This window comes from Spirillospora sp. NPDC048823 (genome assembly GCF_043198445.1).
GTDB lineage: Bacteria > Actinomycetota > Actinomycetes > Streptosporangiales > Streptosporangiaceae > Spirillospora.
Map to the genome: position 1 here is coordinate 316,657 of NZ_JBICUT010000001.1, position 23,139 is coordinate 339,795.

Sequence of the window (23,139 nt, forward strand, 5' to 3'; positions counted from 1 at the left end):
ACTCACTCCAAAAGTGTGAAGCGGGGGGGATGGTCGGGTCGTGCGGGCCGCTACCGGCGCCCGCGCCCGGCTCAGGTGATGTCCATCTCCATGACCAGGCCGAACATGCCCTGCGGGCCTTCGGCGTGCGTGAAGATGTGGCAGTGCCAGATCCACTTGCCGGGCTGATCGGCGTGGATCAGCACGGTGTAGCGTTCCCCGGGCGCCACGTTGACGGTGTCCGCCTTGTACGTCGACTCCAGCGGGAATCCGTCCTTGGCGATGATCACCTGGTCGACACCGTGCAGGTGCATCGGGTGGGCCATGGTGCCCGCGTTGACGTAGGTGACCTGCACCCAGTCGCCCAGCTTGGCCTTCAGCGGGCTGGTGGCGGGGAACGCCTTGCCGTTGAGCGTCATTCCGACGGCACCGGAGTCCTGGATCTGGATGATGTGCTTCTGCGCGACCTTCTCGTTGTTCGGGTTGGGGATGTCACCGAACTGGATCGCGCCCCACAGCCCGCTGCTCACCTGCTTGACGCCGTTGTAGTGCGAGTGGTACCAGGTGTCCTGGATTCGCGTCACCGGGAACGCGTAGGTGAACGAGTCACCCGGCTTGATCGAATCCTGAGTGACGTTGGGGACGCCGTCCATCTTGTTGGGCAGCTGAATGCCGTGCCAGTGGACGCTGGTCGCCTCGGGAAGCTCGTTCTTCACCACGATGCGGACCTTGTCCCCGACGTCCGCGCGGATCGTCGGGCCCGGCACCATGCCGTTGAAGGCCCAGGCGTCCACGACCTTCCCGGGCTCGACCTCCCACTTGGTGGGCTTGGCGGTCATGTGGAACTCCTTGGTTCCGTCCGCCAGCACCTTGGGGACGAGGTCCTGGCCGCCCTGGCCCTTGGTGGCCGCGGGGAAGCTCTTGTCCCGCTTGGCCATGTTCTCGTCCATGGTCTTCCAGTCGGTCCCGCCGTCGTGCGTCGCCCCGCCGTCCTCCGTGGAGGGCGACTCGGCGACCTGGGACGATTCCGCCGCATGCGAGGACTCGGCCGCGCCGCTGCCGCGTGGAATCGTCCACAGCGCCACGGTCAGCGCGACCGCGAACGCGACCGCCGCGACCAGCATCCTCGTTCTTGCACCATCCATCCTGGTGACCCCTTCCGGGTCATGATTTTTACTAGCGAGGCTAGTTTTTATTGGTAAATCCCCAATAAGTCCAGCGATCGCGCGTGTGAAGCAACACACAGCCGCGACGCACCAGGAATGCGCTGGTCAGCGCTGTGCCCTGCGGCGACACTCGTCCCACGCCCTCCGCAACCCGCACCCCGCTGCGGCCCGCGAGATTGAACCAATTACACTAGTTTTTTTAAGAGAAACTCGTACGAGGTCGAGATCACCGTCAGATGCCGCGGACGGCGGCGATGGTGAAGGGGATCTCCGGTGTCCCCTCGCCGAGCGGTCCGCCCTTGTCGAACTGCGAGCGGACCACGTACAGCGTCCCGTGCCGGCGGACCAGCGTCGTCGGCACCTGCAGTGACGCGTCCGCCAGGGTGCGCTCCAGGCGGGCCCGGGTGCCGTCGCGCGCGACCCGCCAGCGGTTGATGACGTTGTCGAGGTTGTGGGCGCTCCACAGCCGTCCGTGCTGGAGTTCCAGCCCGTCGGCGTAGTGCATGTCGCCTCCGTGCAGGGCGACCTTGCGGACGGCGCCGGACGCGATGTCCAGCCGGTACAGGTCGGCGCCGAGCAGGTCGGCGGCCAGCAGGAAGCGCCCCCGCGGGTCGGCGACGATGCCGTTCAGGGTGAAGTCGCCGGGGCCGTGCGGTTCGAGGGCGTCGTTCAGGTCGAAGTACGGGACGAGTTCGGCGCGTCCTCCCCATGCCCGCGCCAGGTCGCGGGGTGTGACCCGGTAGACGACGGAACGGAGGCTGTCGGTCAGGTAGGCGGTGCCGTCCGGTGCGATGGCTAGATCGTTGACGAACCGTGCCTCGTCCCCGGGGACGTCGAACCGGGCCAGCAGACGGCGGTTGCGCGTGTCGTACACCGAGACGCCGGCCGAGGAGTCGGTCACCCACAGCCGTCCGGCCCTGTCGACCTTCAGCCCGTTGGCGGTGCGGCGCCCGTCGGCGCCCGCCGGGAGGAACACCTCGGCGACACGCCGTCCGGGCCGCATCGTGTAGACGGTGCCGTCCTGGAACGACCCGGCGTACATGGCGCCGGTGCGGGGATCGGCGGCGATGCCCTCCGGGTAGACGCGGTCGCCCGGCAGCACGAACGCCGCGGAGATCTGGGCCCGGGACGGCGCCTGCTGCGCCGTGGCGGCGGCGGGCGGGGCCAGGGACACGGACGCGGGCAGCACGGCCACGGCGGCGGCGAGGGCCGCGGCGGTGGTGGAGCGGTGAAGGCGGGACATGATTCTCCGTTCGAGGACAATGATTAATACGTGTCCATACGTTAGTTAGAGCTCTAATACTCGTCAACAGGCTTCCGTTCGTTGGCTGGATACCATGCGGGTATGACCTCGATGCCCGGCCCGGAGCGGATCGGCTCGCACCTCAAGCGCGCCGAGCAGGCGCTCAACGGGGCCAAGCACGCGGCGCTGAAGCCGAGCGGGCTCACCGTGCCGCAGTACGCGGCGCTGCTCCACCTCGCCGACAACCCCGGCATGTCGGCCGCCGCGCTGGCGCGGGCGTGCACCGTCACCCCGCCGACGATGAACACCGTCCTGAAGAACCTTCAGGAGCGCGGGCTCATCGAGCGGACCCCGCACGAATGGCATCGCAACATCCTGGAGACCCGGCTCACCCCCGAGGGCGCGGCGGTGCTCGAGAACGCCGACGCCCGCGCCGTGCGGGTCGAGCGGGGCCTCGCCGCCGAGTTCACCGAGGACGAGCGGGCGACGCTGATCGAGCTGCTGGGCCGCTGCACCGGCTTCCTCGAAACCGCCCGCCCCACCCGCGGCGGCTGACCCGCCGGGCCGCCGGGGCCGCCGAAGGAATCGCCCGTCAGACGTTGATCGCGGTGGTGGAGCCGGCGCGGTCCTTGGTGACGCGGAGCTGGGCGGGGATGCGGGCGCGCAGTTCCGCGACGTGGCTGACGACGCCGACCGCGCGGCCGCCGTCGCGCAGGCCGTCCAGGACGTCCATGACCTCGTCGAGCGTCTCCTCGTCGAGGGTGCCGAAGCCCTCGTCGACGAACAGCGTGCCGATCTCGGTGCCGCCCGCCTCGGCGGTGACGACGTCGGCGAGGCCGAGGGCCAGGGACAGCGAGGCGATGAACGACTCGCCGCCCGACAGCGTCACCGGGTCGCGTTCGAGGCCGGTCCAGGCGTCGGCGACGCGCAGGCCGAGACCGCCGGCGCCCTTCGTGCGGTCGCCCGCCGCCTTGTCGGTGGTGTGGACGAGGGCGTAGCGGGCCCCGGACATGCGTGAGAGCCGCTCGTTCGCGGCGGCGACGACCTGTTCGAGCCGCGCGGCCAGCACGTACGCCGACAGCGACATGGCGTGCCGGTTCGCGGCGTGCTTGCCGGAGGCCAGGCCGGCGAGGCGTTCGGCGACGTCGCGGCGTTCCGCGGCGGGACGCCACGCGCGGACGGCGTCGTCGAGCCGTGCGCGCAACTCGGCGAGCCGGTCGCAGCGGTGCCGGGCGCGGTCGGCGGCGCTGGCCGCCCGGGTGCGCGCCGCGTCCGCCGCCCGCAGCGCCACGTCGAGGGCCGGCAGGTCGGGGGCGGGCTCGGCGGCGGCCTTCACCAGCGCCGGGTCCTTGAGGAGGTCGCGGACGGCGGCCTCCTCGTCGTCCAGCCGGCGGATCCTGTCGCGCAGGACGCCCTGCTCCTCGTCGGGCAGCGCGGCCTCCAGGACCTCGTCGGGGCTGCGGAACCCCTCGGCCTCGGCGGTCGCCATCGCGTTCGCGCGGGCGGCGGCCAACTCCTCGGCGGCGCGATCGGATCGTCGCAGCGCCTCGACCGCCTCGGCGAGCGCGTCCGCCTCGCGTCCGAGCCGGGCGATGCGCGCTTCGAGCGACGCGTCCCCGCCACGCGCCTCGTCCAGTTCGGCGGCCAGCCTGGCCTGCTCGGCGGCCAGCTCCCGGTCCCGGGCGCGGTTTCCCGTGAGGGCCTGGGCGACCTCGCTCCGCGCGTCGCGGACGCGGTCGAGTTCCTGCTCGTTGCCGTGGAGGGCGGCCTCCAGGCGTTCGGCGTCGGCGGCGCGGGCCACCGCCTCCTGGAGCATCCGCTCGGCATCGGCGAACTCTTCGGCGAGGACCCCGGCGGTCATCTCACCGGCGGTCTCCAGGAGATGGTCGCGTTCGGTGCGCAGCGCCTCGACGTCCCTGCCGGTCTGCTCCCGGACCGCCTGGACCTGGTCGGACTCGGCCTGCGCCCGGTCGATCCGCTCCTCGGTCGGGATCGGCGCGAGGGACGCCACGGGCGCCGGATGCTCGGGGGAACCGCAGACCCGGCAGGGCTCGCCGTCCACGAGGTCCCCGGCGAGGACGGCCGCCATGCCGTCCAGCCGGGCCTGGCGGAGGTCCAGCACCCGCTGGCGGGCGTCCTGCGCGGCGTCGACCGCGTCGCGGTGCGCGGACTCGGCCTCGGCGAGGAGATGCTCCACCTGGTCGCGGCGCTGCGCGGCGTCGAGACGGCGGCGGGCGCCGGTGACCGCCGCTTCGGCTCCGGGGCGTCCGGCCGCCGCGGTGCGGGCCTCGTCCAGCTCGGCGCGGCCCGCCTCGACGATGCCCGGCAGGTCGGCGAGGGCCGCGGCGATCCGCGCCTCCTCGGGTTCCAGCCGGGCCAGGTCGCGGGCCAGCGCCGCGCGCTCGTCCTCGATCTGCCGGATCCGGGCGGCGGTGGCGCGCCTGCCCTCCAGCGTCGCGATCTCGTCGCGGCGGGCCCGCTCGGCCTTGACCAGCACGTCCTCCGAGGCGTTCGGGGGCAGGACCGCCGCGGCCCCGGCGCGCGTCTCGTCGGCCCAGCGGCGCGCCCGCCGCGCCTCGTCGTGCCGGGCCTGGACGGCGCGCACCAGCGGGACGACCCGGTCGGCGCGTTCCGCGGCGTAGAGCCGCGACCCCATCCGGGACCTCTCCTCGGCGCGCTCCCCCAGGGCCTCGCGGCGGGCGAGCGCCTCGGCGTGGCGCCGCTGCCGGTCGGCGAGCGTCCTGGCGTCCTCCATCGCCGCGCGGGACGTCTCCAGCGCCGCCGTGACCTCCCGGCGCAGCTCGTCGACGACCGCGCGGACGTCCTCGTGCCCGGCCGCCAGTTCGGCGGCCCACGCGGGCAGGGTCTCCACCTCGGCGAACGGCTCCGCCGCCGGTTCCGCGCGGCGCGGCGCCGGGACGGACGGGTGCCCCCCGCGCGGCGGCGCGGCACCCGACGTCTCGGCGATGCGGTCGGCGATCGAGGCCGCCGCCGCGCCCAGTTCGGCCGCCTCGCGCCCGGTGGCGGCCCGGCGGTCGGCCAGCCATTTCTCGACCTGCGTGAACACCTCCGTCGCGAAGAGCCGCTCCAGGACCTTGCGGCGATCGTCGGCGCCGGCGCGCAGGAACCCGGCGAACTCGCCCTGCGGCAGCAGCGCGACCTGGCAGAACTGGACGGCGTTCATCCCGAGCAGCCGCGGCACCAGGTCGCCCGCCTCGTCCAGCCGCGTGGTCAGCCCCACCCAGGCGCCGTGCTCGAACTCCTCCAGGATGACCTTGGCGTGCTCGGCCGTCGTCCCGGAGCCGCGCAGCTTCGGCCGCTCCCATGCGGGCGACCGCGTGATGCGCATCCGCCGGCCCCGGATCGTCGTCTCCAGGACGACGCGCGGGCCGGTGCCGGGGGCGGCGTGGTCGCTGCGCAGGCCCTTCACGGCGTTGCGGGCACCGGGCACCTGGCCGTACAGGGCGAAGCACACCGCGTCCAGGATGCTCGTCTTGCCCGCGCCCGTCCGGCCCTGGATGAGGAACAGCCCGGCGTCGGACAGCGCGTCGAAGTCGATGTCCTCGGTCTTCGAGAACGGCCCGAACGCGGTGACCTCCAGCCGGTGGAGCCTCACACCAGCGCCTCCTTCCGGCGGCAGGCTTCGAACGCCTCGTGCAGGAGGGCGCGCTCGGCGCCGGTCGCCGGGCCGTCGGTGACCTCGGCGACGAAGTCGCCCGCGATGTCGAGGGGGGAGCGTTCGCGGACGCGTTCGGACCAGGTGCGGGCGCCGTCCGTCCCGCCGCCCTCGGGTTCGAAGCCGAGGACGAGCGCGTGCGGGAACCGGCGGCGCAGCCGTTCCATCGCCTCCGACGGGCGGCGCGGGTCGGTGAGCGTGATCTGGAGCCAGCGGTCCTCGACCTCGTCGTGGGACGCGTCGGAGAGCAGGTCGTCGATGCGTCCCCGCAGACGGGCGAGTCGGCGCGGGACGGGCGCCTCCACGAACCGCGAGTCGATGCCGTCCTCGCGCAGGTCGATCAGCCACGAGCCCTTGACGTGCCCGTCCTCGGAGAACGAGTACGCGAGCGGCGAGCCCGAGTAGCGGACGCGGTCGGTGATGCGCCAGGCGCCGTGCAGGTGGCCGAGCGCCGCGTAGTCGACGCCCTCGAACACCGACGCCGACACCTGCGACGACCCGCCGACCGAGATGTCGCGTTCGCTCTCACTGGCCGCCCCGCCGGTCACGAACGCGTGCGCGAGCACCACCGACCGCTGTTCACGGCCCGCGGCGTCCTCCCTCACCCGGCGCATGGCCTCGGTCAGCGCGGCGGCGTGGCTGCGTTCGTCCAGATCCCAGGGGTGCCGGACGAGTTCGGGCTCCAGATACGGGATCCCGTAGATCGCGGCGTCCCCGACGATGACGGGTTCCCCCACGGACGCGAAGTCGGTGCGGACGTGCACGCCGGCGGCGTCCATCAGCGCCGACCCGAACCCGAGGCGCCGCGCCGAGTCGTGGTTGCCCGCGATGAGCACGACCCTGGCCCGTTCGGAGAGCCGCCGGAGCGCCTCGTCGCACAGCCGGACGGCGTCGACGGCGGGCAGCGCCCGGTCGTAGACGTCCCCGGAGATCAGCACACAGTCGACCCGCTCCGCCGCGACGGTCTCGACCAGATGGTCGACGAACGCCGCCTGCGCGGCCAGCAGGTCCTCGCGGTGGAACGATCTGCCGAGATGCCAGTCGGAGGTGTGCAGGATTCGCATGTCGCAGCAACCATAGGCACCCCCTCCGACACATCCCGCGCAGAAACGCCGGGTCACCCCAAACGATCTTCAACGGCCGCGCGGCCACCGCCATCGGCGCTCCCGTAGGGTTGCGGCGTGAGTGATCGTCCCTATGTGCTGCTGAGCTGCGCGATGTCCGCGGACGGCTATATCGACGACGCGACCCCGGAGCGGCTGCGGCTGTCCAGCGCGGCGGACTTCGACCGCGTCGACGCCGTGCGCGCCGGCTGCGACGCCATCCTCGTCGGCGCCGGGACCGTCCGGGCCGACGACCCCAAACTGCTGATCCGCTCCGAGGCGCGGCGGGAGAAGCGGATCGCGCGCGGTGTGCCGCCCGACCTCACCAAGGTGACGCTGACCTGGAGCGGCGACCTCGATCCCGCCGCGCGGTTCTTCACCACGGGCGAGTCCCCGAAGCTGGTGTACGCGCCGTCCCCCGCGGCCGGTGACCTGGCGCCGCGGCTGGACGGCCTCGCCGAGGTCGTCGACGCCGGCGACCCCCTCTCCCTGCCGGCGGTGCTCGGCGACCTCGCCGCACGGGGCGTCCGGCGGCTCATGGTCGAGGGCGGTGGCGGCATCCACACCCTCTTCCTGACCGGCGACGTCGTGGACGAGATCCAGCTCGTGGTCGCCCCGTTCTTCATCGGCGACCCTTCGGCACCGCGCTTCGTCCGGTCCGGGGTGTTCCCGCAGTCGCCGGACCGCCCGATGCGGCTGGCGGAGGTCACCCGCATCGGCGACCTGGTGCTTCTCCGCTACCTGACGGGGCACGCGCGTGGATGACCTGGCCGCCGGCGACCGGGCCTGGCTGGAGCTGGCCTGCGACCTGGCGAAACTGTGCCCGCCGTCGCGCACCGCGTTCTCCGTCGGCGCGGTCGTCGTCGGCGCGGACGGGCGCGAGGTCGCGCGCGGCTTCTCCCGCGAGGGCGACCCGCACGACCACGCCGAAGAGGCCGCTCTCGCCAAGACCCGGGGCGACCTCGCCGGCGCGACCGTCTACAGCTCACTCGAACCGTGCGGGCACCGCGCGTCCCGCCCCCGCACGTGCGCCGAGCTCATCGTCGCGTCGGGCGCCCGCCGCGTCGTGTTCGCCTGGCGGGAACCGGCCCTGTTCACCGAGGGAACGGGCGCGGAGATCCTCGCGGCGGCCGGCATCGAACTGACCGAACTGCCGTCCCTCGCCGCCCGCGCCCGGGAACCCAACGCCCACCTGCTCTAGCCACTGGCCGTTCGCGTCGTGCGCCGGACGCCGGATGAGACGCGAGTCTCATTGGTCTTCCACCGCGCCGGGACGTCATGCGATGCTGTGCCCAAGCAAGCATTCGGTTATCTATTCGGCCCGTCGGGCAGGAGGCGGCAGCATGCGTGAGCACGATCGGCTGTTCATCGGCGGCGAGTGGACCGCACCGGCCGGCACCGGCACCATCGACGTCATCTCCCCGCACACCGAGGAGGTCATCGGGCGGGTGCCGGAGGGCACCGAGGCCGACATCGACGCGGCGGTCGCGGCGGCGCGCCGCGCGTTCGACGACGGCCCCTGGCCCCGGATGACGCCCGCCGAACGCGCCGAGATCGTCGGGCGGCTGTCGGCGATCTACGCCGAGCGGCAGCAGGCGATGGCCGACCTCGTCACCGCCGAGATGGGCTCCCCGATCATGTTCTCGATCTTCGGGCAGGCCGCCATCCCGCAGATGGTGCTGCAGTACTACGTGGACCTCGCCGCCACCTACGCCTGGGAGGAGGAGCGGCAGGGCATGCTGGGCCCGGTCACCGTGACCCAGGAGCCGGCGGGCGTCGTCGCCGCGATCGTCCCGTGGAACGTCCCCCAGTTCACGCTCATGCTCAAGCTCGCCCCCGCCCTGATCGCCGGCTGCACCGTGGTGGCCAAGCCGTCCCCCGAGACGCCCCTGGACACCTACCTCCTCGCCGAATGGATCAAGGAGGCCGGGATCCCGGACGGCGTCGTCAACATCGTCCCGGCCGGACGCGAGGTCGGCGCGCACCTCGTCGCGCACCCGGACGTCGACAAGGTGTCCTTCACCGGCTCCACCGCCGCCGGACGCAAGATCGGCGCGGTCTGCGGCGAGCAGCTCAAGCGCGTCACGCTGGAACTCGGCGGCAAGTCCGCCGCGATCATCCTGGACGACGCCGACCTCGCGTCCACCATCGAGGGCTTCAAGCTGGCCTCGCTGATGAACAACGGCGAGGCCTGCGCCGCGCAGACCCGCATCCTCGCGTCCCGCCGCCGCTACGACGAGGTCGCCGACGCCCTCGCCGCCATGGTCGGCGGCCTCGCCGTCGGCGACCCCGCCGACTACGGCACCGAGGTCGGCCCCCTCGTCGCCAAGCGGCAGCAGGAACGGGTGGAGAACTACATCCGGATCGGCCAGGACGAGGGCGCCAAGGTCATCACCGGCGGGCTGAACCGCCCGCACGACCGCGGCTGGTACGTCGCCCCCACCGTGTTCGGCGACGTCGGCAACGACATGCGCATCGCCCGCGAGGAGATCTTCGGCCCCGTGCTCGTCCTCATCCCCTACGAGGACGAGGCCGACGCCATCAAGATCGCCAACGACAGCGACTACGGCCTCGGCGGCTCGGTCTGGACGGCCGACGCCGCCCACGGCGTCGAGGTCGCCCGCCGCATCCGCACCGGCAGCTGCGGCGTCAACATGTACACCCTCGACCCGAACACCCCCTTCGGCGGCTACAAGAACAGCGGCCTGGGCCGCGAACTCGGCCCCGAGGGACTGAACGCCTACCTGGAGCACAAGTCCATCCCGCACCCCGCGTGACACCGGCCCGCGCATCCCCGCCCGGTGGATGCGCGGGCGTCGATCCCCTCGGGGCCCGGACGGTCAATGCGGGTGAAGCGGGACGGCGGATCCGGCAGGATTGCGCGTTATGCGCGTCGAGGAACTGCTGACCGAGATCGAACCGCTGCCGTTCAAGGCCCGCTGCCGCCGGCTGGCGGACCTGCGCCGCCTCGCCGGCGATCCCGCCCTCGCCGCCCTGCTGGACGGCCTGGCCCGCCGCGGCCACTACGAGCGGTCGCTGGCGCTGTTCGTCGCGGCGGCGGTCCGGGACGAGGCGTCGCTCGCGCACATCGTGACCACCATGCGCGATCCCGACGCGGAGCTGGCATGCCAGGCGATCCGGCTCGCGGTCCGGTACGGCGCCGGCCCGGAGCCGTTCCTCGCCGGGCTGGAGGACGCCCCCGCGGCGGTGCGCACGGCGTTGTACGACGCCGTCCGGGCCCGGCGGCGCGGCGACCTCGCCGAAGCGCTCATCGGACGGGTCGCGGAGCGGTGGGGCGAGGAGGAGGCGGCGAGGCTGCTGCCCGCCTGCGGCCCGGACGTCGTCGCGGAGCGGATCGACGCGCTCGGGCACGCCGTCGTGAACTGGGCGTCGCTGGGCCGCTCCCTCCCGGACGCCGTGCTCGGGTACGCGGAGCGGAGCCTCGCCGGACTGCCCGAGGCGATGCGGGACTCCTGGTGGTTCCGGCACGCGCCCGGTGTCGCGGCGGCCCTGCGCCACGACCCCGGACGGGTCGTCGGCCTGCTGGAGCGCCACTGCGCGACCCGGGCGCTGCCGCATCCGCTGCACCCCGCCGCCGGGGCGCTGCTGGACGCCGAGCCGCGCCGCATGCTCCGCCTGCTGCTGTCCGAGGCGCACCGCGGGGACCTGCGGATCCTGCTGTACCGCAGGTCCGTCAGGGACCGGATGGCCCGGCTCGGCGACGACGACCTGACCGCCGTCGCGCGTGCCGTCCGCGAGGACGAGAGCATGCTGCGGCTGCTGCTGGGGGCCTTCCCGCCGAGCCGCCGCGAGGCGGTGTTCGAGGCGGCGACGGACGGCGTCGACCGCGGCGTCGCCGAGCCCGGCGAAGGACTGCTGGAGGTCCTCCCCCGCGCGGTCCGGCACCGGGAGGCGCGCCGGATGATGGGCCTGCGCAGCGTCACCGGGACGCCGGCGCGGATGTGGGCCGTGGCGGCGTTCCTGCCCTACGAGGAGGGGTCGCCGGTCCTCGCCGAGCTGACCCGCAGGGCGGACGCCGACGAGCGCGGCACCGGGTACGCCCTGCTCATCGGATGCGCGGGACGCTCCCGCGACCCGGCGACGCTGACGGCGGCGCTGGAGTCGCTCGGGCGGCTGCGCAACGAGCAGGACCCCGTCCGGTACCGTGCGCTGAAAGCGCTGGCGTCCGTCCCGGAGGGGATGCTGCGCGACGAGCACGCGACGGCGATCGGGCGGCTCGCCGACGACGCGCTGAACGCCCGCGACCCGTCCTACGCGACCCGCCACGAGCTCGGCAGGGTCGCCGCCGCGCTGTGCCGCCAGGGCGCCGTGCGCGACGACGCCGCGCTGATGGTGTCCGGCCTGGAGCTGGTCGAACGTCTCGTCGGCGGCACGGGATCGTTCGCCTTCGGCCGGCTCGACCACGCGCTGCGGCGCGGCCAGGAGCACCGGCTGGCGCAGACTCTGGCGCCCCATCTGGAGGCGGGCGCACGCCGCGACGACCACCGGCTGGCGCTGCTGCTCGTCCGGGCGCTGCGCCGCCGCGCCCACCACGTCCCGATCCTGCAGGACGCGCTGGAGGCGGCGCTCGACGCCCGCGACGACGCCGTGCTCACCCAGGCGATCACGCTGTGGCTCGCCGCGCCCGGCACCCGCGCCGAACGGGCCGGGCGGGCCGTGGCGCGGGACCCGTCGGCGGTCGCCGTCCCGGCGGTGCTCGCCGCCATCGCCCGCGAGCGCACCGACCTGCTGCACCTCGTCCTCGCCGAGGACACCCCGGCGGGACGGTTCCACCGCCCCGGCGTGACCTACGTGCGCCACATCGCCCCGGTCTGGATGCGCCGCTGGACGGCCCGGCAGCGCGACGCCTACCGCGCCCTCCTCGAACGGGTCGCGGCGGACGAGACGGCACCCGGCACCGGCCGGGCGGGCGCCGTCGCGGCCATGGCGCGGATCCCCGGCACGGAAGCGGCACTGCTCCGTCCCTACTTCGGCTTCGACGACGCCTACATCAGGCGTTCCGCGCTGACCGCGCTCCCCTGGACCGCCGCCCCGCAGGACGTCCTGCCCGGCCTGCTCGCCCACGCGAACTCCGACGACGCCCACGTCGCCGTCTACGCGGCGGCCCGCGCGGCCCGGTTCATCCGGCCGTCGGCGCTGTCGGCGATGCTCCGGCCGGTCCTGGCCGACGGCAAGATCACGGCGCAGAAGGAGGCCGTCCGGATCCTGCTCCGCAACCGCGCACCGGACGCCCTGGACATCGTCGCCGCGGCCTGGGACGACCCGGACCGGCACCGGGACGTGCGGGCCGCGATCGCCTCGGCCGCCCGCGACCACCTCGACGAGCCCGTCGCGCGGCGCATCCTGGCCGAAGCCGCCGAGGGCCCCCGCGACCTCGCCCGGCAGGTGCTCGGCACGCCGCCCATGTACGTGGAGGAACGGTTCCGGGGCCGCTACGCCGCGCTGGTGCTACGCGTGGCGCGCTCCGCCGACCCGGAGGCCCGCGCGGCGGCGCTGCCCGCCGTCGCCACCTGGGCGCCCTGGGCACCGGACGCCCCCGCCCTGCTGGCCGGTCTCGTCACCGACCTCGGCGAGACCCGCGCCTGGCAGGCCGCGCTGCACGCCCTCGTCCGCTGCGCCGCGACCGGCATCGGCGCGGCCGAACTCGGCGCGGCCGCCGCCGGACTGGCCGCCGCCCCCGCCGAACCCGACGCCGAAGCCGAACGCGACCTGCCCGCGTTCCAGCGGCTCACCGCGCTGGCCGGCGCCGTCCGGGACCAGGCCGCCCGCCACCGGACGCTCGGGGAACGCGCCGTCCGCGCGGTCGACGGCCACCTGCCCGAGCCGATCGCGAGCGAACTGGCCGCCGCGACCCTCCGGTGGGACGACCCCGGCGCCGCCTCCGCCCTCGACGCGCTGGCCGACCGGTGCGCCGGTCACGGCGTCCTGGCCGTCGCGGACGTCGCGGACGCCCTCGCCGCCGGCCCCTCGGAGTTCACCGCGCTCAACGGGCAGGGCCTGCCCGACCCGGAGGACGCGCACCCGCACACGGCCCGGCTCGCGGCGCGCGGCGACCTCGCCGGCGGGCTGTTCGCCTGCGCGCTCACGGAGGCGCACGGCCCCCGCGCCGGGTGGTCCGCGGACTGGCGTGACCTGCTGCGCGGCCTGCGCGCCCACACCGAACCCGATGTCGCGTTCACGGCCCGCAGAATCCACACCGCGGACGAATGACCGCCGGCGGGCGGACGACCGTCAGGAGGCGGAGGTGCGGGCGGACATGCGGTCGAGGGCGAAGCGGCGCTGGAAGGCGACGGCGACCACCATCAGCGCGGCGGGCACCACCGTGACGCCGATGCGGAGCGCCAGCAGCGCGGAGTCGGACTGCGCGATGGCGTGACCCTCGGTCGTGGAGACGAAACCGCCCACGGCGAGGGTCGCCGAGTACACGTAGGGGCCGATCGCCGTGCCGGTCGCCTCGGTCGCCGTCCACACGCCGGTGTAGGCGCCGGCGCGGGCCGTCCCCCGCGATTCGGCGGCGGCCACGATGTCGGGGATCAGGGAGAACGCGAAGAGCTGAAGGCCGGCGAACGCGGTGCCCAGCACGGCGATCACGGCGACGGTCGGCCCGACGCCCATCGCGTCGCCGACCCACAGGGCGAGGGAGCCGACGACGAAGACGGCCTGGCAGAACAGGAGCGAGCGCTGCTTGCCGGTCCGCTCCGACACCTTCTTCCAGACGGGCCCGGCGACCACGGCGGGGACGAGGAACGCGCCCATGAACACGGCGGTCAGACCCTCGTCGTCGAGGACGTACAGGGTGTAGAACGGCACCGCCGCCAGGAACAGGTGGGTGGTGATGCCGGTGAACAGGTACGACAGCGCCAGGGCACGGAAGTCGCGGTCCCGCAGGGTGATCCGGAGGTCGTCGATGACGGAGTGCGCGTTCCCGCCGTCCGGGATCCGGAAACCGGAGCGGTCCGTCAGCCGCCGGATGAACACGATCGCGAGGAGGCCGGTGACGACGAGGACGCCGGCGAGCATGACCGCCATCCGGGTGTAGTCGCCGCGGCCGCCGCCCGACACCAGCGCGGGGGCCGCGACGCCCGCGCCGAGCAGGCCGATGGTCAGCAGCAGCATCCGGTACATGAACACGCGGGTGCGCTCGTGGTACCCGATCTGCAGGTCGGACGGCGTCGTCAGGTAGGGCACCTGGAAACACGCGTACAGGATGTTCCCGGCGATGTAGAAGGCACCGACCCACAGCGCCGCCGACCAGCCGGACAGGCCGCCCGGCACCGAGAACAGCCCGATCCAGGCGATGGCCAGCAGCAGCCCCCAGCGCAGCATCCCGCGCCGGTGCCCGGCGCGGCGCGCCTGCCGGTCCGACACCGACCCGAACCACGGGTGCACCACCGCGTCGATGATCTTCGGGAGCAGCAGGGTGAGGCCGGCCAGGAACGGGGACACGCCGAGCGTGTGCGTCATGAAGTAGAGCAGCAGCAGCCCGGGGATGGTGACCCAGACGCCCATGCCGAGCGAGCCGGCGGCGTAGCCGATGAGGTCGCCGGCGCGGGGCCGGGTCGGGGTGTCCGCCCGCGCCGTCTCGGCGGTGCTCATGAGCGGCCCGCGTGCCGGCGCACGACCCCGGCGGCCATCTCCGCGCCCTGGAACGCACCGTCCCGCACGCGGCCGGCGAACGTCCGGGCGACGATCCGGTCGGTCAGCGCGGGCAGGTGCCTGGCCAGGAAGAACTCGACGGCGCCCCGGCGGGTCGTCGTCACGTCGCGGCGCGGGCGGCGGGACAGTGCGGCGTACAGCACCGCGTCCACCACGCCGTCGAGCGGCTCGTAGCGGCTCACGCCCTCAAGCGAGAGGCCGGCCGCGGCGGTCGAGTCATGAATCGGGCTCCGCACGGCCGAAGGGTACACGCACGTCACGCCGACATGGGTGCCGATCTCCATGCGGAGCGCGTCCGCGTACGCCACGAGCGCACGTTTGGACGCGCCGTAGGCCGCGGCCAGGGGAAGCTGCATGACGGCCATCCGCGAGGACAGCATCACGACGCGTCCGCGCGACTCCACCAGGGCGTCGACGCACGCGGCGGTCACCCGCCAGGTTCCGAGCAGGTTGATGTCGAGCTGGCGGCGCACCTCGTCGCCCGGCGGCAGCTCCGCCGGGGCCGGGCCCCCGATCCCGGCGTTGTTGATGAGCAGGTCGAGGCCGCCCAGCCGCTCGATCGCGGCGGCGACCGCCGCCGGGACGGCGTCGTCGTCGGTGACGTCGCAGGCGAGGACGTCGACGGGGTCGTCCGGGCCCGGCGCCACGTCCAGGCCGACGACCCGCGCGCCGAGCCCGGTCAGCCGAGCGCCGATCGACCTGCCGAACGTTCCCGACGCGCCGGTGACGATCACCCGCAGGCCGCTCGCGTCACGGCGGCCCCAGCGCGGGCCGGCCGGGTGCGGACGGTCGTCGCCCATGTCTCTTCCCTGTGGGGCCGGCCCCCGGTTCGCTTCGCTCATGTGGAGGTCTCCTCGCGGTGCGTCGGGGTGAACGGGCGGGCGCCGCCGCGCGCGAGGCGGGCCCGGCCGGCCTTCATCTCGCGGGGCAGGTCGGCCACGTACTGGTCGAAGTCCACGCGCATCATGGGCCGGCGGTCGCCCCACCGCCGGGTGGCGGCGCGCAGGGCCCGCGCGACGGCGCGCCGCCGCTCCGGCGGGGGCGGCAGCGCGTACGTGCCGGAGAAGTAGGCGGCGGCCAGCTTGGCCTGCGCCTCCACGATGGGCAGCGCCGCGCCCGTCGACTGCATCAGGCCGACGAAGGCCAGGCTCGGGTCGTCGAGGTGGAACACCCGCTTGAACAGCGGCAGCCGCTCGGGATCGCCGCCGGTCAGCCCGGACGGCAGGAACGGAACGCTCACCCGGTAGCCGGTCGCCCAGACGATCACGTCGACGGCGTCGGCGGCGCCGCCGTCGAACACGACCTTCTCGCCGTCCAGGCGCTCGATGCCGGGCCGCGCCTCGACCTCGCCGTGGGTCAGGCGGTGCAGGATCGTGTCGCTGATCGTGGGGTGGTTCTGGAAGAGGCCGCCCGATGGCGCGGGCAGCCCGTAGTCCCGCGGGTTCCCGACTGCAAGCCGCAGCATCGTCTCGGCGATGCGCTGGCGCATCCGCCACGGCAGCACGGCCAGGGCGCCGCCGGTCGCGTCCGACGGCCGCCCGAACAGGTACTTCGGGACGATGTGAACGCCGCGCCGCGCCGACAGCAGGACCGGTCCGTGCGCGACGTGCGAGGCGTCCACGGCGATGTCCATGGCCGAGTTCCCCATGCCGACGACCAGTACCCGCCGGTCGCGGAAGACGTCGGGCGCCCGGTAGTCGTGCGCGTGCATCTGCGTCCCCGTGAACTCGCCCGGGTACGCCGGTTCGGGCCACCGCGGATCCCAGTTGTGGCCGTTCGCGACCACGACCGCGTCGAACCGCTCGACGTCCCCCGCTTCCGTCGTCACGGCCCAGGAGCGTCCCTCGCCGCGTTCGACGGACGCGACCGCCGTGTGGAAACGGATGTGCGGGACGACGCCGAACCGCTCCGCGTAGTCGGCGAGATACCCCGCGATCATGTCGGCGGACGGGTAGTCCGGCCACCGCCGCGGCATCGGGAAGTCGGCGAACTCGGTCCGCCCCTTGCTCGTGTTGAGGTGCAGGGACGCGTAGGCGGGCGACAGGCCGCTGCTGTTGCCGCGCGCCCACAGCCCGCCGGGCCGGTCGCCCTTCTCGTAGAGCACGACCTCCAGACCCGCGTCGCGCATCGCCTTGCCGGTGGCCAAACCGGCCGCCCCGGCGCCGATCACGGCGACACGACAGGCAGAGGTCATGCGGGCACTTCCCCTCAACGAACGTCCATTGTGGCGAAGTCCAACCCTAGGGGCCCGCTGACGTGCTTGACATGGACGTAGCCACGCATTTGGCGCCTCAAGCTGTAGTGCACCACAATCGTCACCATGAACCAGGGTGACACCGACTGGGCCCCGGTGATCGATCTCATCGAGCGCGTCACCGTCGAGAAGGACCTGCTGCCGTCCGTGGTCGCCGGCGTCTCCTCGATGGTGCGGGAGGTGTCGGTGCTGCCGCCCGCCGACATCGCCGGGCACACCCGGGCCCTGCTCGCCGCCGCGACCCGCGCGATCGCGGCCCGGCGCGGCCCGACCGAGGCGGAACTGTCGTTCGTGGCCGAACTCGCCGTCACCCGCGCCCGCCAGGGCGTGCCCATCGAGGCGGTGCTGAGCGCCATCCACGTCGCCGAACGCGCGATCTGGTCCCGCGCCCGGGAGGTGGCCGCCGCCGAGGGCATCGGCGCCGGGCTCCTCCTCGACGCGCGTGAGCTGTACGACGACTGGGTCGAGGCCGTCCGGTCCCGGCTGATCAGGGCGCACCGCGAGGCACAGGCGACCGGCGAGCCGGGCCCGGACGAGCGGGACGCGGCGATCCTGCGCCGCCTCCTCGACGGCGGCTCCGCCGCCGCCCTGGCCGCCGCCGAAGCGGGCCTCCCCACCAACACCCCGCTCTGGGTCATGGCCACCCGCCCCACCTCCACCGTCACCACCGCCACCCGGGGTCCGGGGGTGTCGGCGCTGGTGGACGGGCTGGTGATCGCGGTGGTCGTGCGGGCGCCGGCGTCCCACGACGCCGGGGTCCCCGCCGGGGTCGCGGGGCCGGTGGAGGCGGAGAACCTGGCCGCCGCGCGCAGGCTCGCCGTGTCCGCGCTCACCGCCGCCGAGGCGACCGGGCGGACGGGCATCGCGCATGTCGCGGATGTCGCCGTCCTCGCCGCGGTCGCCGGCCGCTCCGACCTGGCCTCCGTCCTGCTCGAACGGCACCGGGCGGCCTGGCGGGAGCTCGGCGCGAACGCCGAGCCGGTCGCGCGCGCGGTGTGCGCCTGGCTGGAGGCGCGGCGTGACGTCACCTCGGCCGCCGGGCACCTGTTCGTGCACCCCAACACGGTGCGCAACCGGGTGCAGCGCTTCACCGACGTCACCGGGATCGACCCGTCCGACACGTTCGGCGCCGTCAACGCCTGGTGGCTGTGCCGAACCTGGCTCGCCCCCGGCTGACCGGCGCCTCCCGCCGCGAACCGCGGACGGCCGAGCCCCGGGGCCGCCGCCGCGGTGGGGGCCACCCGACGCCCCGGACGGCCGCCGGCCGCCCGCCCGCGGAAGCCCGCTGTGTCCGAAGAGTGATCAACTTGCCGGCCGCCCGCCGCGTCACACGGGTGCAGACTCCGGAACGAGCCTTGAGGAGCGGCCTGTGACGCAGTGGAGGGTGTCGGGATTCGAGGAGGTCAGGGAACTCGGGCGCGGCGGGCAGGGACGTGTCGTCCTCGCGCGGCACGCCGAACGCGGTGTCCACGTCGCGATCAAGTACCTGCCCGAAGGAGCCGACCCGGACGCGCGGGAGCGGTTCCGGCACGAGGCGCGGATGCTGGGCCGCGTCGACGACCCGCACGTGGCGCGGCTGTACCGGCTCGTCGAGCACGACGGGGAACTGGCCATCATCATGGAGGCGGTGAACGGCGTCTCGTTCAAGGAGATCCTCGGCCGGTACGGAACCCTGGAGCCCGAGGCGGCGCTCACCGTTTTGAAGGGCTCGCTTCTCGGCCTCGCCGCCGCCCACGCCGCGGGGGTCGTGCACCGGGACTACAAGCCCGCCAACGTGATCGTCCCCGCCGACGGACGCAGCAAGCTCATCGACTTCGGCGTCGCCACGGCCGAGGGCACCGCGTCGGGGGCGGGCACGCCCCTCTACATGGCGCCCGAGCAGTGGCGCGGCGAGCCCGCCGGGCCCGCCACCGACGTCTACGCCGCGACCTGCGTGTTCTTCGAATGCCTGACGGGGCGCCGCCCGTACGGCGCCGGCGACCGGGCGTCGATCATGGCGGGCCACCTGTCCGGGGACATCCCGGCCGACCAGGTCCCCGAGGCGCTGCGCCCGCTCATCACCGCAGGCATGGCCAAGGAGCCGGCGTCGCGGCCACCGGGCGCGGCGGCGTTCGTCCAATGGCTGGACGAGCTGGCGCGGGCGGCGTACGGGACCGGCTGGGAGTCCAAGGGGGTGCGCGTCCTCGCCGGGAGCGCCGTCGCGCTCACCGCGCTGTTCCCGCTCGCCGCCGCCGGCCTCGCCCCGGCGGGCGCGGGCGCGGCGGGCGCGGGCGCCGGCGCGGGATCGACCGGTGTGCTCGCCGCCATCGGCACCAAGACGGCCGCCGCCATCGCGGGCACCGCCGTCGTCGGCTCGGCGGCCGGCGGCGTCGGCGCATACCAGGCGTCCAGGCCGGAGCCGCAGCACACGGCCGCGGTGCGGGCGACTCCGGCCCCGTCCGGTGATCCGCTGCGCATCGGGAAGATCACCGTCCGCGCCCCCGCCACGTGGAAGACCCACCCGATGCGCAACCGGGACACCTCCTCCCCGGACGACTCGCCACCGCCCGACAGCTACTACGTGGCGACCGCGAAGAACTGCGACTACATGCGGCGATGGGGCGGGGCCGGTCCCAGCTCGTCCTCGTGCCGGGGGTTCTTCGTGCTGGGCCCCAGCTTCTTCGCCCGGCCCTCCGCGTACATCGCCAACCCGTACAAGACCACCGACACCTACGGCGTGCTGTTCGGCCAGGACGAGGGGATGAACTGCCCCCGGCACGAGGACCTGCGGGCCGTGGGCGTCGGACACGGCGCCACGCGAACGGCGAACCGGCTCGCCGCCATCGGCTCGAAGAAGGCGGAATACCACCAGTGGCGCGTCCCCTGCTACACGCGCGCCCCCTCCCCTGACGACCCGCACGGCTACGGCCCCACCCGCAGGACGGGCTCCGCCTACACCGAACGCCTCTGGTACCTGCCGCAGTCGCGCATTCTGATCGTCGACCTCTGGGACACTCCGAACCTCGAACGAATCCTGGCGGACGCCGAATGGGCGTGACCCCACTGACGGAACCGCCACGGCCCGCACCATCGCGCGGCCAGGAGGGCCGGGGCGGGCGGGCTGTGGCGCCGGGTGTTCAGTCGTCGGTGAGGCCCAGGGTTTCGGCCTCCTTCGTCAGGCGGGCGGCGGCGGCCGATGAGCCCGCCGCGTCCAGTTCGTGAGCGAGTTCCTCGAGTTCGCTGCCTCCGGCCATGAGGGCGGTCAGTTCCTCGCGGGTGAGCTCGTCCTTGGGGTGGTAGCCGATGCTCTGGCCCCGGTTGAGGATCAGGAAGCGGTCGCCGACCGGGTAGGCGTGGTGCGGGTTGTGGGTGATGAAGATGACCGCGAGCCCCCGTTCGCGCGCCTGGACGATGTAGCGCAGCACGACCCCGGCCTGTTTGACGCCGAGGGCGGCCGTGGGCTCGTCCAGGACGAGGGCCCTGGCGCCGAAGTAGACGGCGCGGGCGATGGCCACGCACTGCCGTTCGCCGCCGGAGAGGGTGCCGATGGGCTGGTTGACGTCGCGGAGGTCGATGCCCATCGCGGCCATCTCACCGTGGGTGGTGGAGCGCATGAACTCGACGTCCATGCGGCCGAAGCCCTTGCGCTTCTCCGACCCGAGGAAGAAGTTGCGCCAGACCGGCATCAGCGGGACGACCGCGAGGTCCTGGTAGACGGTCGCGATGCCGTGGTCGAGGGCGTCGCGGGGCGAGCTGAACGCGACCTGCTCGCCCTGCACCTCGTAGGTGCCCGTGTCGTGGCGGTGCAGACCGGCGACGATCTTGATCAGGGTCGACTTGCCCGCGCCGTTGTCGCCGAGGACGCAGGTGACCTCCCCGGCGGACGTCTCCAGGCTCACGTCCCGCAGCGCGATGACGTTGCCGTAGTTCTTGCCGACGCCGCTCAGCCTGATCAGCGGCGCGTCCTTCGCGGTCACGAGGCGCGCTCCACTCTGCGCCGGACGATCAGGTTCACCACGGTGGCGATGAGCAGCATCGCGCCGAGGAAGAACCGGAACCAGTCGGGGTTCCACTCGGCGTACACGATGCCCTTGTTCGTCATGCCGAAGATGAACGCGCCGATCGCCGCGCCGATCGCCGATCCGTAGCCGCCGGTCAGCAGGCACCCGCCGATGACCGCGCAGATGATGTAGAGGAACTCGTTGCCGACGCCCTCCCCCGACTGGATGGTCGCGAACGCGAACACCAGGTGCATCCCGGAGAACCAGGCACAGAACGCCACGCCCATGAACAGGCCGATCTTGACGCGGGCGACCGGGACGCCGACCGCGCGGGCGCTGTCGGCCGAACCGCCCACCGCGAAGATCCAGTTGCCGATGCGGGTGCGCAGCAGGATCCAGGTCGCGACCGCGACGAACAGCAGCCACCAGAACACCGTGATCTTGATCCGGAAGTCGAGGACGCCGATGTCGGAGGCGAAGATCGCGCGGGCGGTGTCGAAGCCGTCCATGTCGCGGACGGAGTCGCTGGCGACGTTGCCGGTGAGGGCCTTGGTCACGCCGAGGTTCAGGCCCGCCAGCATGAAGAACATGGCGAGCGTGATGATGAAGCTCGGCAGCTTCGTCCAGTTGTAGAGCAGCCCGTTGATCATCCCGAGCGCCAGCGTGAGGACGAGCGAGATCACCACGCCCGCCCACACGTTCAGCGTGAACTGGTAGGCGGTCAGCGCGGCGATCAGCGCCGCGGACGTCACCATCACCCCGGCGGACAGGTCGAACTCGCCGCCGATCATGAGCAGCGACACGCCGACCGCCATGATCCCGAACGTGGAGCTGGCGTACAGGACGGTCGAGAACGACCCGGCCCGCAGGAACGCGTCCGCGATGACCGCGAAGAACGCGAACAGCGCCACCGCGCCGAGCAGCGCGCCGAGCTCCGGGCGGCCCAGCAGCCGCCGCAGCGGCGACTGCCGGGCCAGGCGCTCGTCGGGGCCCGGGTCGGCCACCGGCGGCTCGGTGACCGCGTGGGTCACCGGGTCCCCCGGTTGGCGAACTCCTCCAGCCCGGCGGCGTTGTCCTTGGTGACGATCGCCGGGCCGGTCAGCACGGGACGGCCCCCGCCGAGGACGTTGCCGTTGTTCTTCAGCAGCCACAGGGCGTCGACGGCCTCGTAGCCCTGCAGGTACGGCTGCTGGTCGACGGCGAACTCGATCGCGCCCGACTTGAGCGAGGCGATGAGGTCCTTGTTCAGGTCGAACGTGCCGATCTCGGCCTTGCTGCCGGTCTCCTCGACGGAGTCGACGGCCGTCGCGGCGAAGGGCGCACCCAGTGTCAGGATCCCGTCGATGTCCTTGTCGGCCTGGAGCTTGGCCGTGATGGACGACTTGACGTCCGGCATGTTCGAGCCCTGGACGAACAGGTTCTCCAGGTCGCCGCCGAACGTCTTCCTCGCCCCGTCGCAGCGGGCCTCCAGGCCGACGTTGCCCTGCTCGTGGATCACGCACAGCGCCTTGGAGGCGCCGATCTCCCCGAGTTCGGTGCCGGCCGCCTCACCCGCGATCGACTCGTCCTGCCCGAAGTGCGCGACCACGCCGAGCTGCGCCGACTCCTCCTGTCCGGAGTTGATCGACATCACCGGGATCTTCGCGGCGGCGGCGCGGGCCAGGACGTCCTTCATCGCGTCGGGCTTGGCGAGGGTGACGATGATGCCGTCGACCTTCTTGTCGATCGCGGCCTGGACGAGCTGGGCCTGCTTGCCGCCGTCCGGGTCGGCCGAGTACAGGAACTCGACGTTGTCCTTGGCGGCGGCCGCCTTGGCGCCCTTCTGGACGATGTCCCAGAAGGTGTCGCCCGGGGCGGAGTGCGTCACCATGGCGATCTCCAGCCGGGGGCCGGCGCCCTGGGTGTCCTCCTCGGACTCCTTGCCGCCCGAGCCGCTGCAGGCGCTCAGCGCCAGCATTCCCGCGGCGGCCAGGACCGCCAGGCTCGTGGACGATCCACGCGCGAAAACGCCTCTCATCGGATGTGTTCTCCGTTTCTCCCCGAATGGTCGGTCTGAGGGAG

General features: G+C 73.6%; 17 protein-coding genes. 7 read left to right on the top strand and 10 right to left on the bottom strand.

The window, feature by feature from the left end:
- Positions 1–71: 71 nt before the first annotated feature.
- A complete protein-coding gene (locus ACGFK0_RS01265) occupies positions 72–1,124 on the bottom strand; it encodes a multicopper oxidase family protein (protein WP_392898327.1) in 1,053 nt (350 codons plus the stop codon).
- Between the two features lie 253 nt (positions 1,125–1,377).
- Positions 1,378–2,388 (bottom strand): SMP-30/gluconolactonase/LRE family protein, encoded by a 1,011-nt coding sequence (locus ACGFK0_RS01270; protein WP_392898330.1) that lies wholly within the window; start codon positions 2,386–2,388, stop codon positions 1,378–1,380.
- Positions 2,389–2,490: 102 nt separating this feature from the next.
- On the opposite strand from ACGFK0_RS01270, the gene ACGFK0_RS01275 reads away from it, so the two are divergent.
- Positions 2,491–2,943, top strand: coding sequence for a MarR family winged helix-turn-helix transcriptional regulator (locus ACGFK0_RS01275; protein WP_392898333.1), 453 nt, complete (start codon positions 2,491–2,493; stop codon positions 2,941–2,943).
- Positions 2,944–2,980: 37 nt separating this feature from the next.
- Here ACGFK0_RS01275 and ACGFK0_RS01280 read toward each other — a convergent pair whose 3' ends face one another.
- On the bottom strand, positions 2,981–6,004 hold the full coding sequence (locus ACGFK0_RS01280) for an AAA family ATPase (RefSeq protein WP_392898336.1): 3,024 nt from the start codon (positions 6,002–6,004) through the stop codon (positions 2,981–2,983).
- A complete protein-coding gene (locus ACGFK0_RS01285) occupies positions 6,001–7,128 on the bottom strand; it encodes an exonuclease SbcCD subunit D (protein ID WP_392898338.1) in 1,128 nt (375 codons plus the stop codon). The genes ACGFK0_RS01280 and ACGFK0_RS01285 overlap by 4 nt, the downstream gene beginning before the upstream one ends.
- A gap of 117 nt (positions 7,129–7,245) precedes the next feature.
- Between ACGFK0_RS01285 and ACGFK0_RS01290 the strand changes: the two genes are divergently transcribed.
- From ACGFK0_RS01290 to ACGFK0_RS01305, 4 genes are all read left to right on the top strand, one after another.
- Positions 7,246–7,932 carry a RibD family protein gene (locus ACGFK0_RS01290; protein WP_392898341.1) on the top strand — a complete coding sequence of 229 codons (687 nt, stop codon included), beginning with the start codon at positions 7,246–7,248 and terminating at the stop codon, positions 7,930–7,932.
- Positions 7,925–8,368 carry a dCMP deaminase gene (locus ACGFK0_RS01295; protein ID WP_392898343.1) on the top strand — a complete coding sequence of 148 codons (444 nt, stop codon included), beginning with the start codon at positions 7,925–7,927 and terminating at the stop codon, positions 8,366–8,368. The genes ACGFK0_RS01290 and ACGFK0_RS01295 overlap by 8 nt, the downstream gene beginning before the upstream one ends.
- A 142-nt stretch (positions 8,369–8,510) precedes the next feature.
- On the top strand, positions 8,511–9,944 hold the full coding sequence (locus tag ACGFK0_RS01300) for an aldehyde dehydrogenase (protein ID WP_392898346.1): 1,434 nt from the start codon (positions 8,511–8,513) through the stop codon (positions 9,942–9,944).
- A gap of 109 nt (positions 9,945–10,053) precedes the next feature.
- Positions 10,054–13,398, top strand: a complete 3,345-nt coding sequence (locus ACGFK0_RS01305) for a hypothetical protein (RefSeq protein ID WP_392898349.1) — start codon at positions 10,054–10,056, stop codon at positions 13,396–13,398.
- A gap of 21 nt (positions 13,399–13,419) precedes the next feature.
- Here the strand turns inward: ACGFK0_RS01305 and ACGFK0_RS01310 are convergent, their stop codons facing one another.
- Genes ACGFK0_RS01310 through ACGFK0_RS01320 form a run of 3 tightly spaced genes read right to left on the bottom strand, consistent with a single transcriptional unit; the run spans position 13,420 to position 17,038 of the window.
- Positions 13,420–14,784 carry an MFS transporter gene (locus ACGFK0_RS01310; RefSeq protein ID WP_392898352.1) on the bottom strand — a complete coding sequence of 455 codons (1,365 nt, stop codon included), beginning with the start codon at positions 14,782–14,784 and terminating at the stop codon, positions 13,420–13,422.
- The gene (locus tag ACGFK0_RS01315; protein ID WP_392899567.1) at positions 14,781–15,644 is read right to left on the bottom strand and encodes an SDR family NAD(P)-dependent oxidoreductase; all 864 of its coding nucleotides are present in this window, start codon (positions 15,642–15,644) and stop codon (positions 14,781–14,783) included. Before ACGFK0_RS01315 ends, ACGFK0_RS01310 begins: the two co-directional genes overlap by 4 nt.
- Before the next feature lie 38 nt (positions 15,645–15,682).
- Entirely contained in the window at positions 15,683–17,038 is a 1,356-nt protein-coding gene (locus ACGFK0_RS01320; protein WP_392898355.1) for a flavin-containing monooxygenase, read from the bottom strand.
- A 126-nt stretch (positions 17,039–17,164) separates the two neighbouring features.
- On the opposite strand from ACGFK0_RS01320, the gene ACGFK0_RS01325 reads away from it, so the two are divergent.
- Complete coding sequence (locus ACGFK0_RS01325; protein ID WP_392898358.1) at positions 17,165–18,274, top strand: helix-turn-helix domain-containing protein; 1,110 nt, start codon at positions 17,165–17,167, stop codon at positions 18,272–18,274.
- Between the two features lie 193 nt (positions 18,275–18,467).
- Positions 18,468–20,135, top strand: a complete 1,668-nt coding sequence (locus ACGFK0_RS01330; protein WP_392898360.1) for a serine/threonine-protein kinase — start codon at positions 18,468–18,470, stop codon at positions 20,133–20,135.
- Positions 20,136–20,214: 79 nt separating this feature from the next.
- On the opposite strand, the gene ACGFK0_RS01335 is transcribed toward ACGFK0_RS01330, so the two are convergent.
- Genes ACGFK0_RS01335 through ACGFK0_RS01345 form a run of 3 tightly spaced genes read right to left on the bottom strand, consistent with a single transcriptional unit; the run spans position 20,215 to position 23,095 of the window.
- Positions 20,215–21,054, bottom strand: a complete 840-nt coding sequence (locus ACGFK0_RS01335) for an ATP-binding cassette domain-containing protein (RefSeq protein WP_392898363.1) — start codon at positions 21,052–21,054, stop codon at positions 20,215–20,217.
- Positions 21,051–22,109, bottom strand: a complete 1,059-nt coding sequence (locus tag ACGFK0_RS01340) for an ABC transporter permease (protein WP_392898366.1) — start codon at positions 22,107–22,109, stop codon at positions 21,051–21,053. Before ACGFK0_RS01340 ends, ACGFK0_RS01335 begins: the two co-directional genes overlap by 4 nt.
- Positions 22,106–23,095: a sugar ABC transporter substrate-binding protein gene (locus ACGFK0_RS01345; RefSeq protein WP_392898369.1), complete on the bottom strand. Its 990-nt coding sequence runs from the start codon at positions 23,093–23,095 to the stop codon at positions 22,106–22,108. Before ACGFK0_RS01345 ends, ACGFK0_RS01340 begins: the two co-directional genes overlap by 4 nt.
- Between the last annotated feature and the right edge of the window lie 44 nt (positions 23,096–23,139).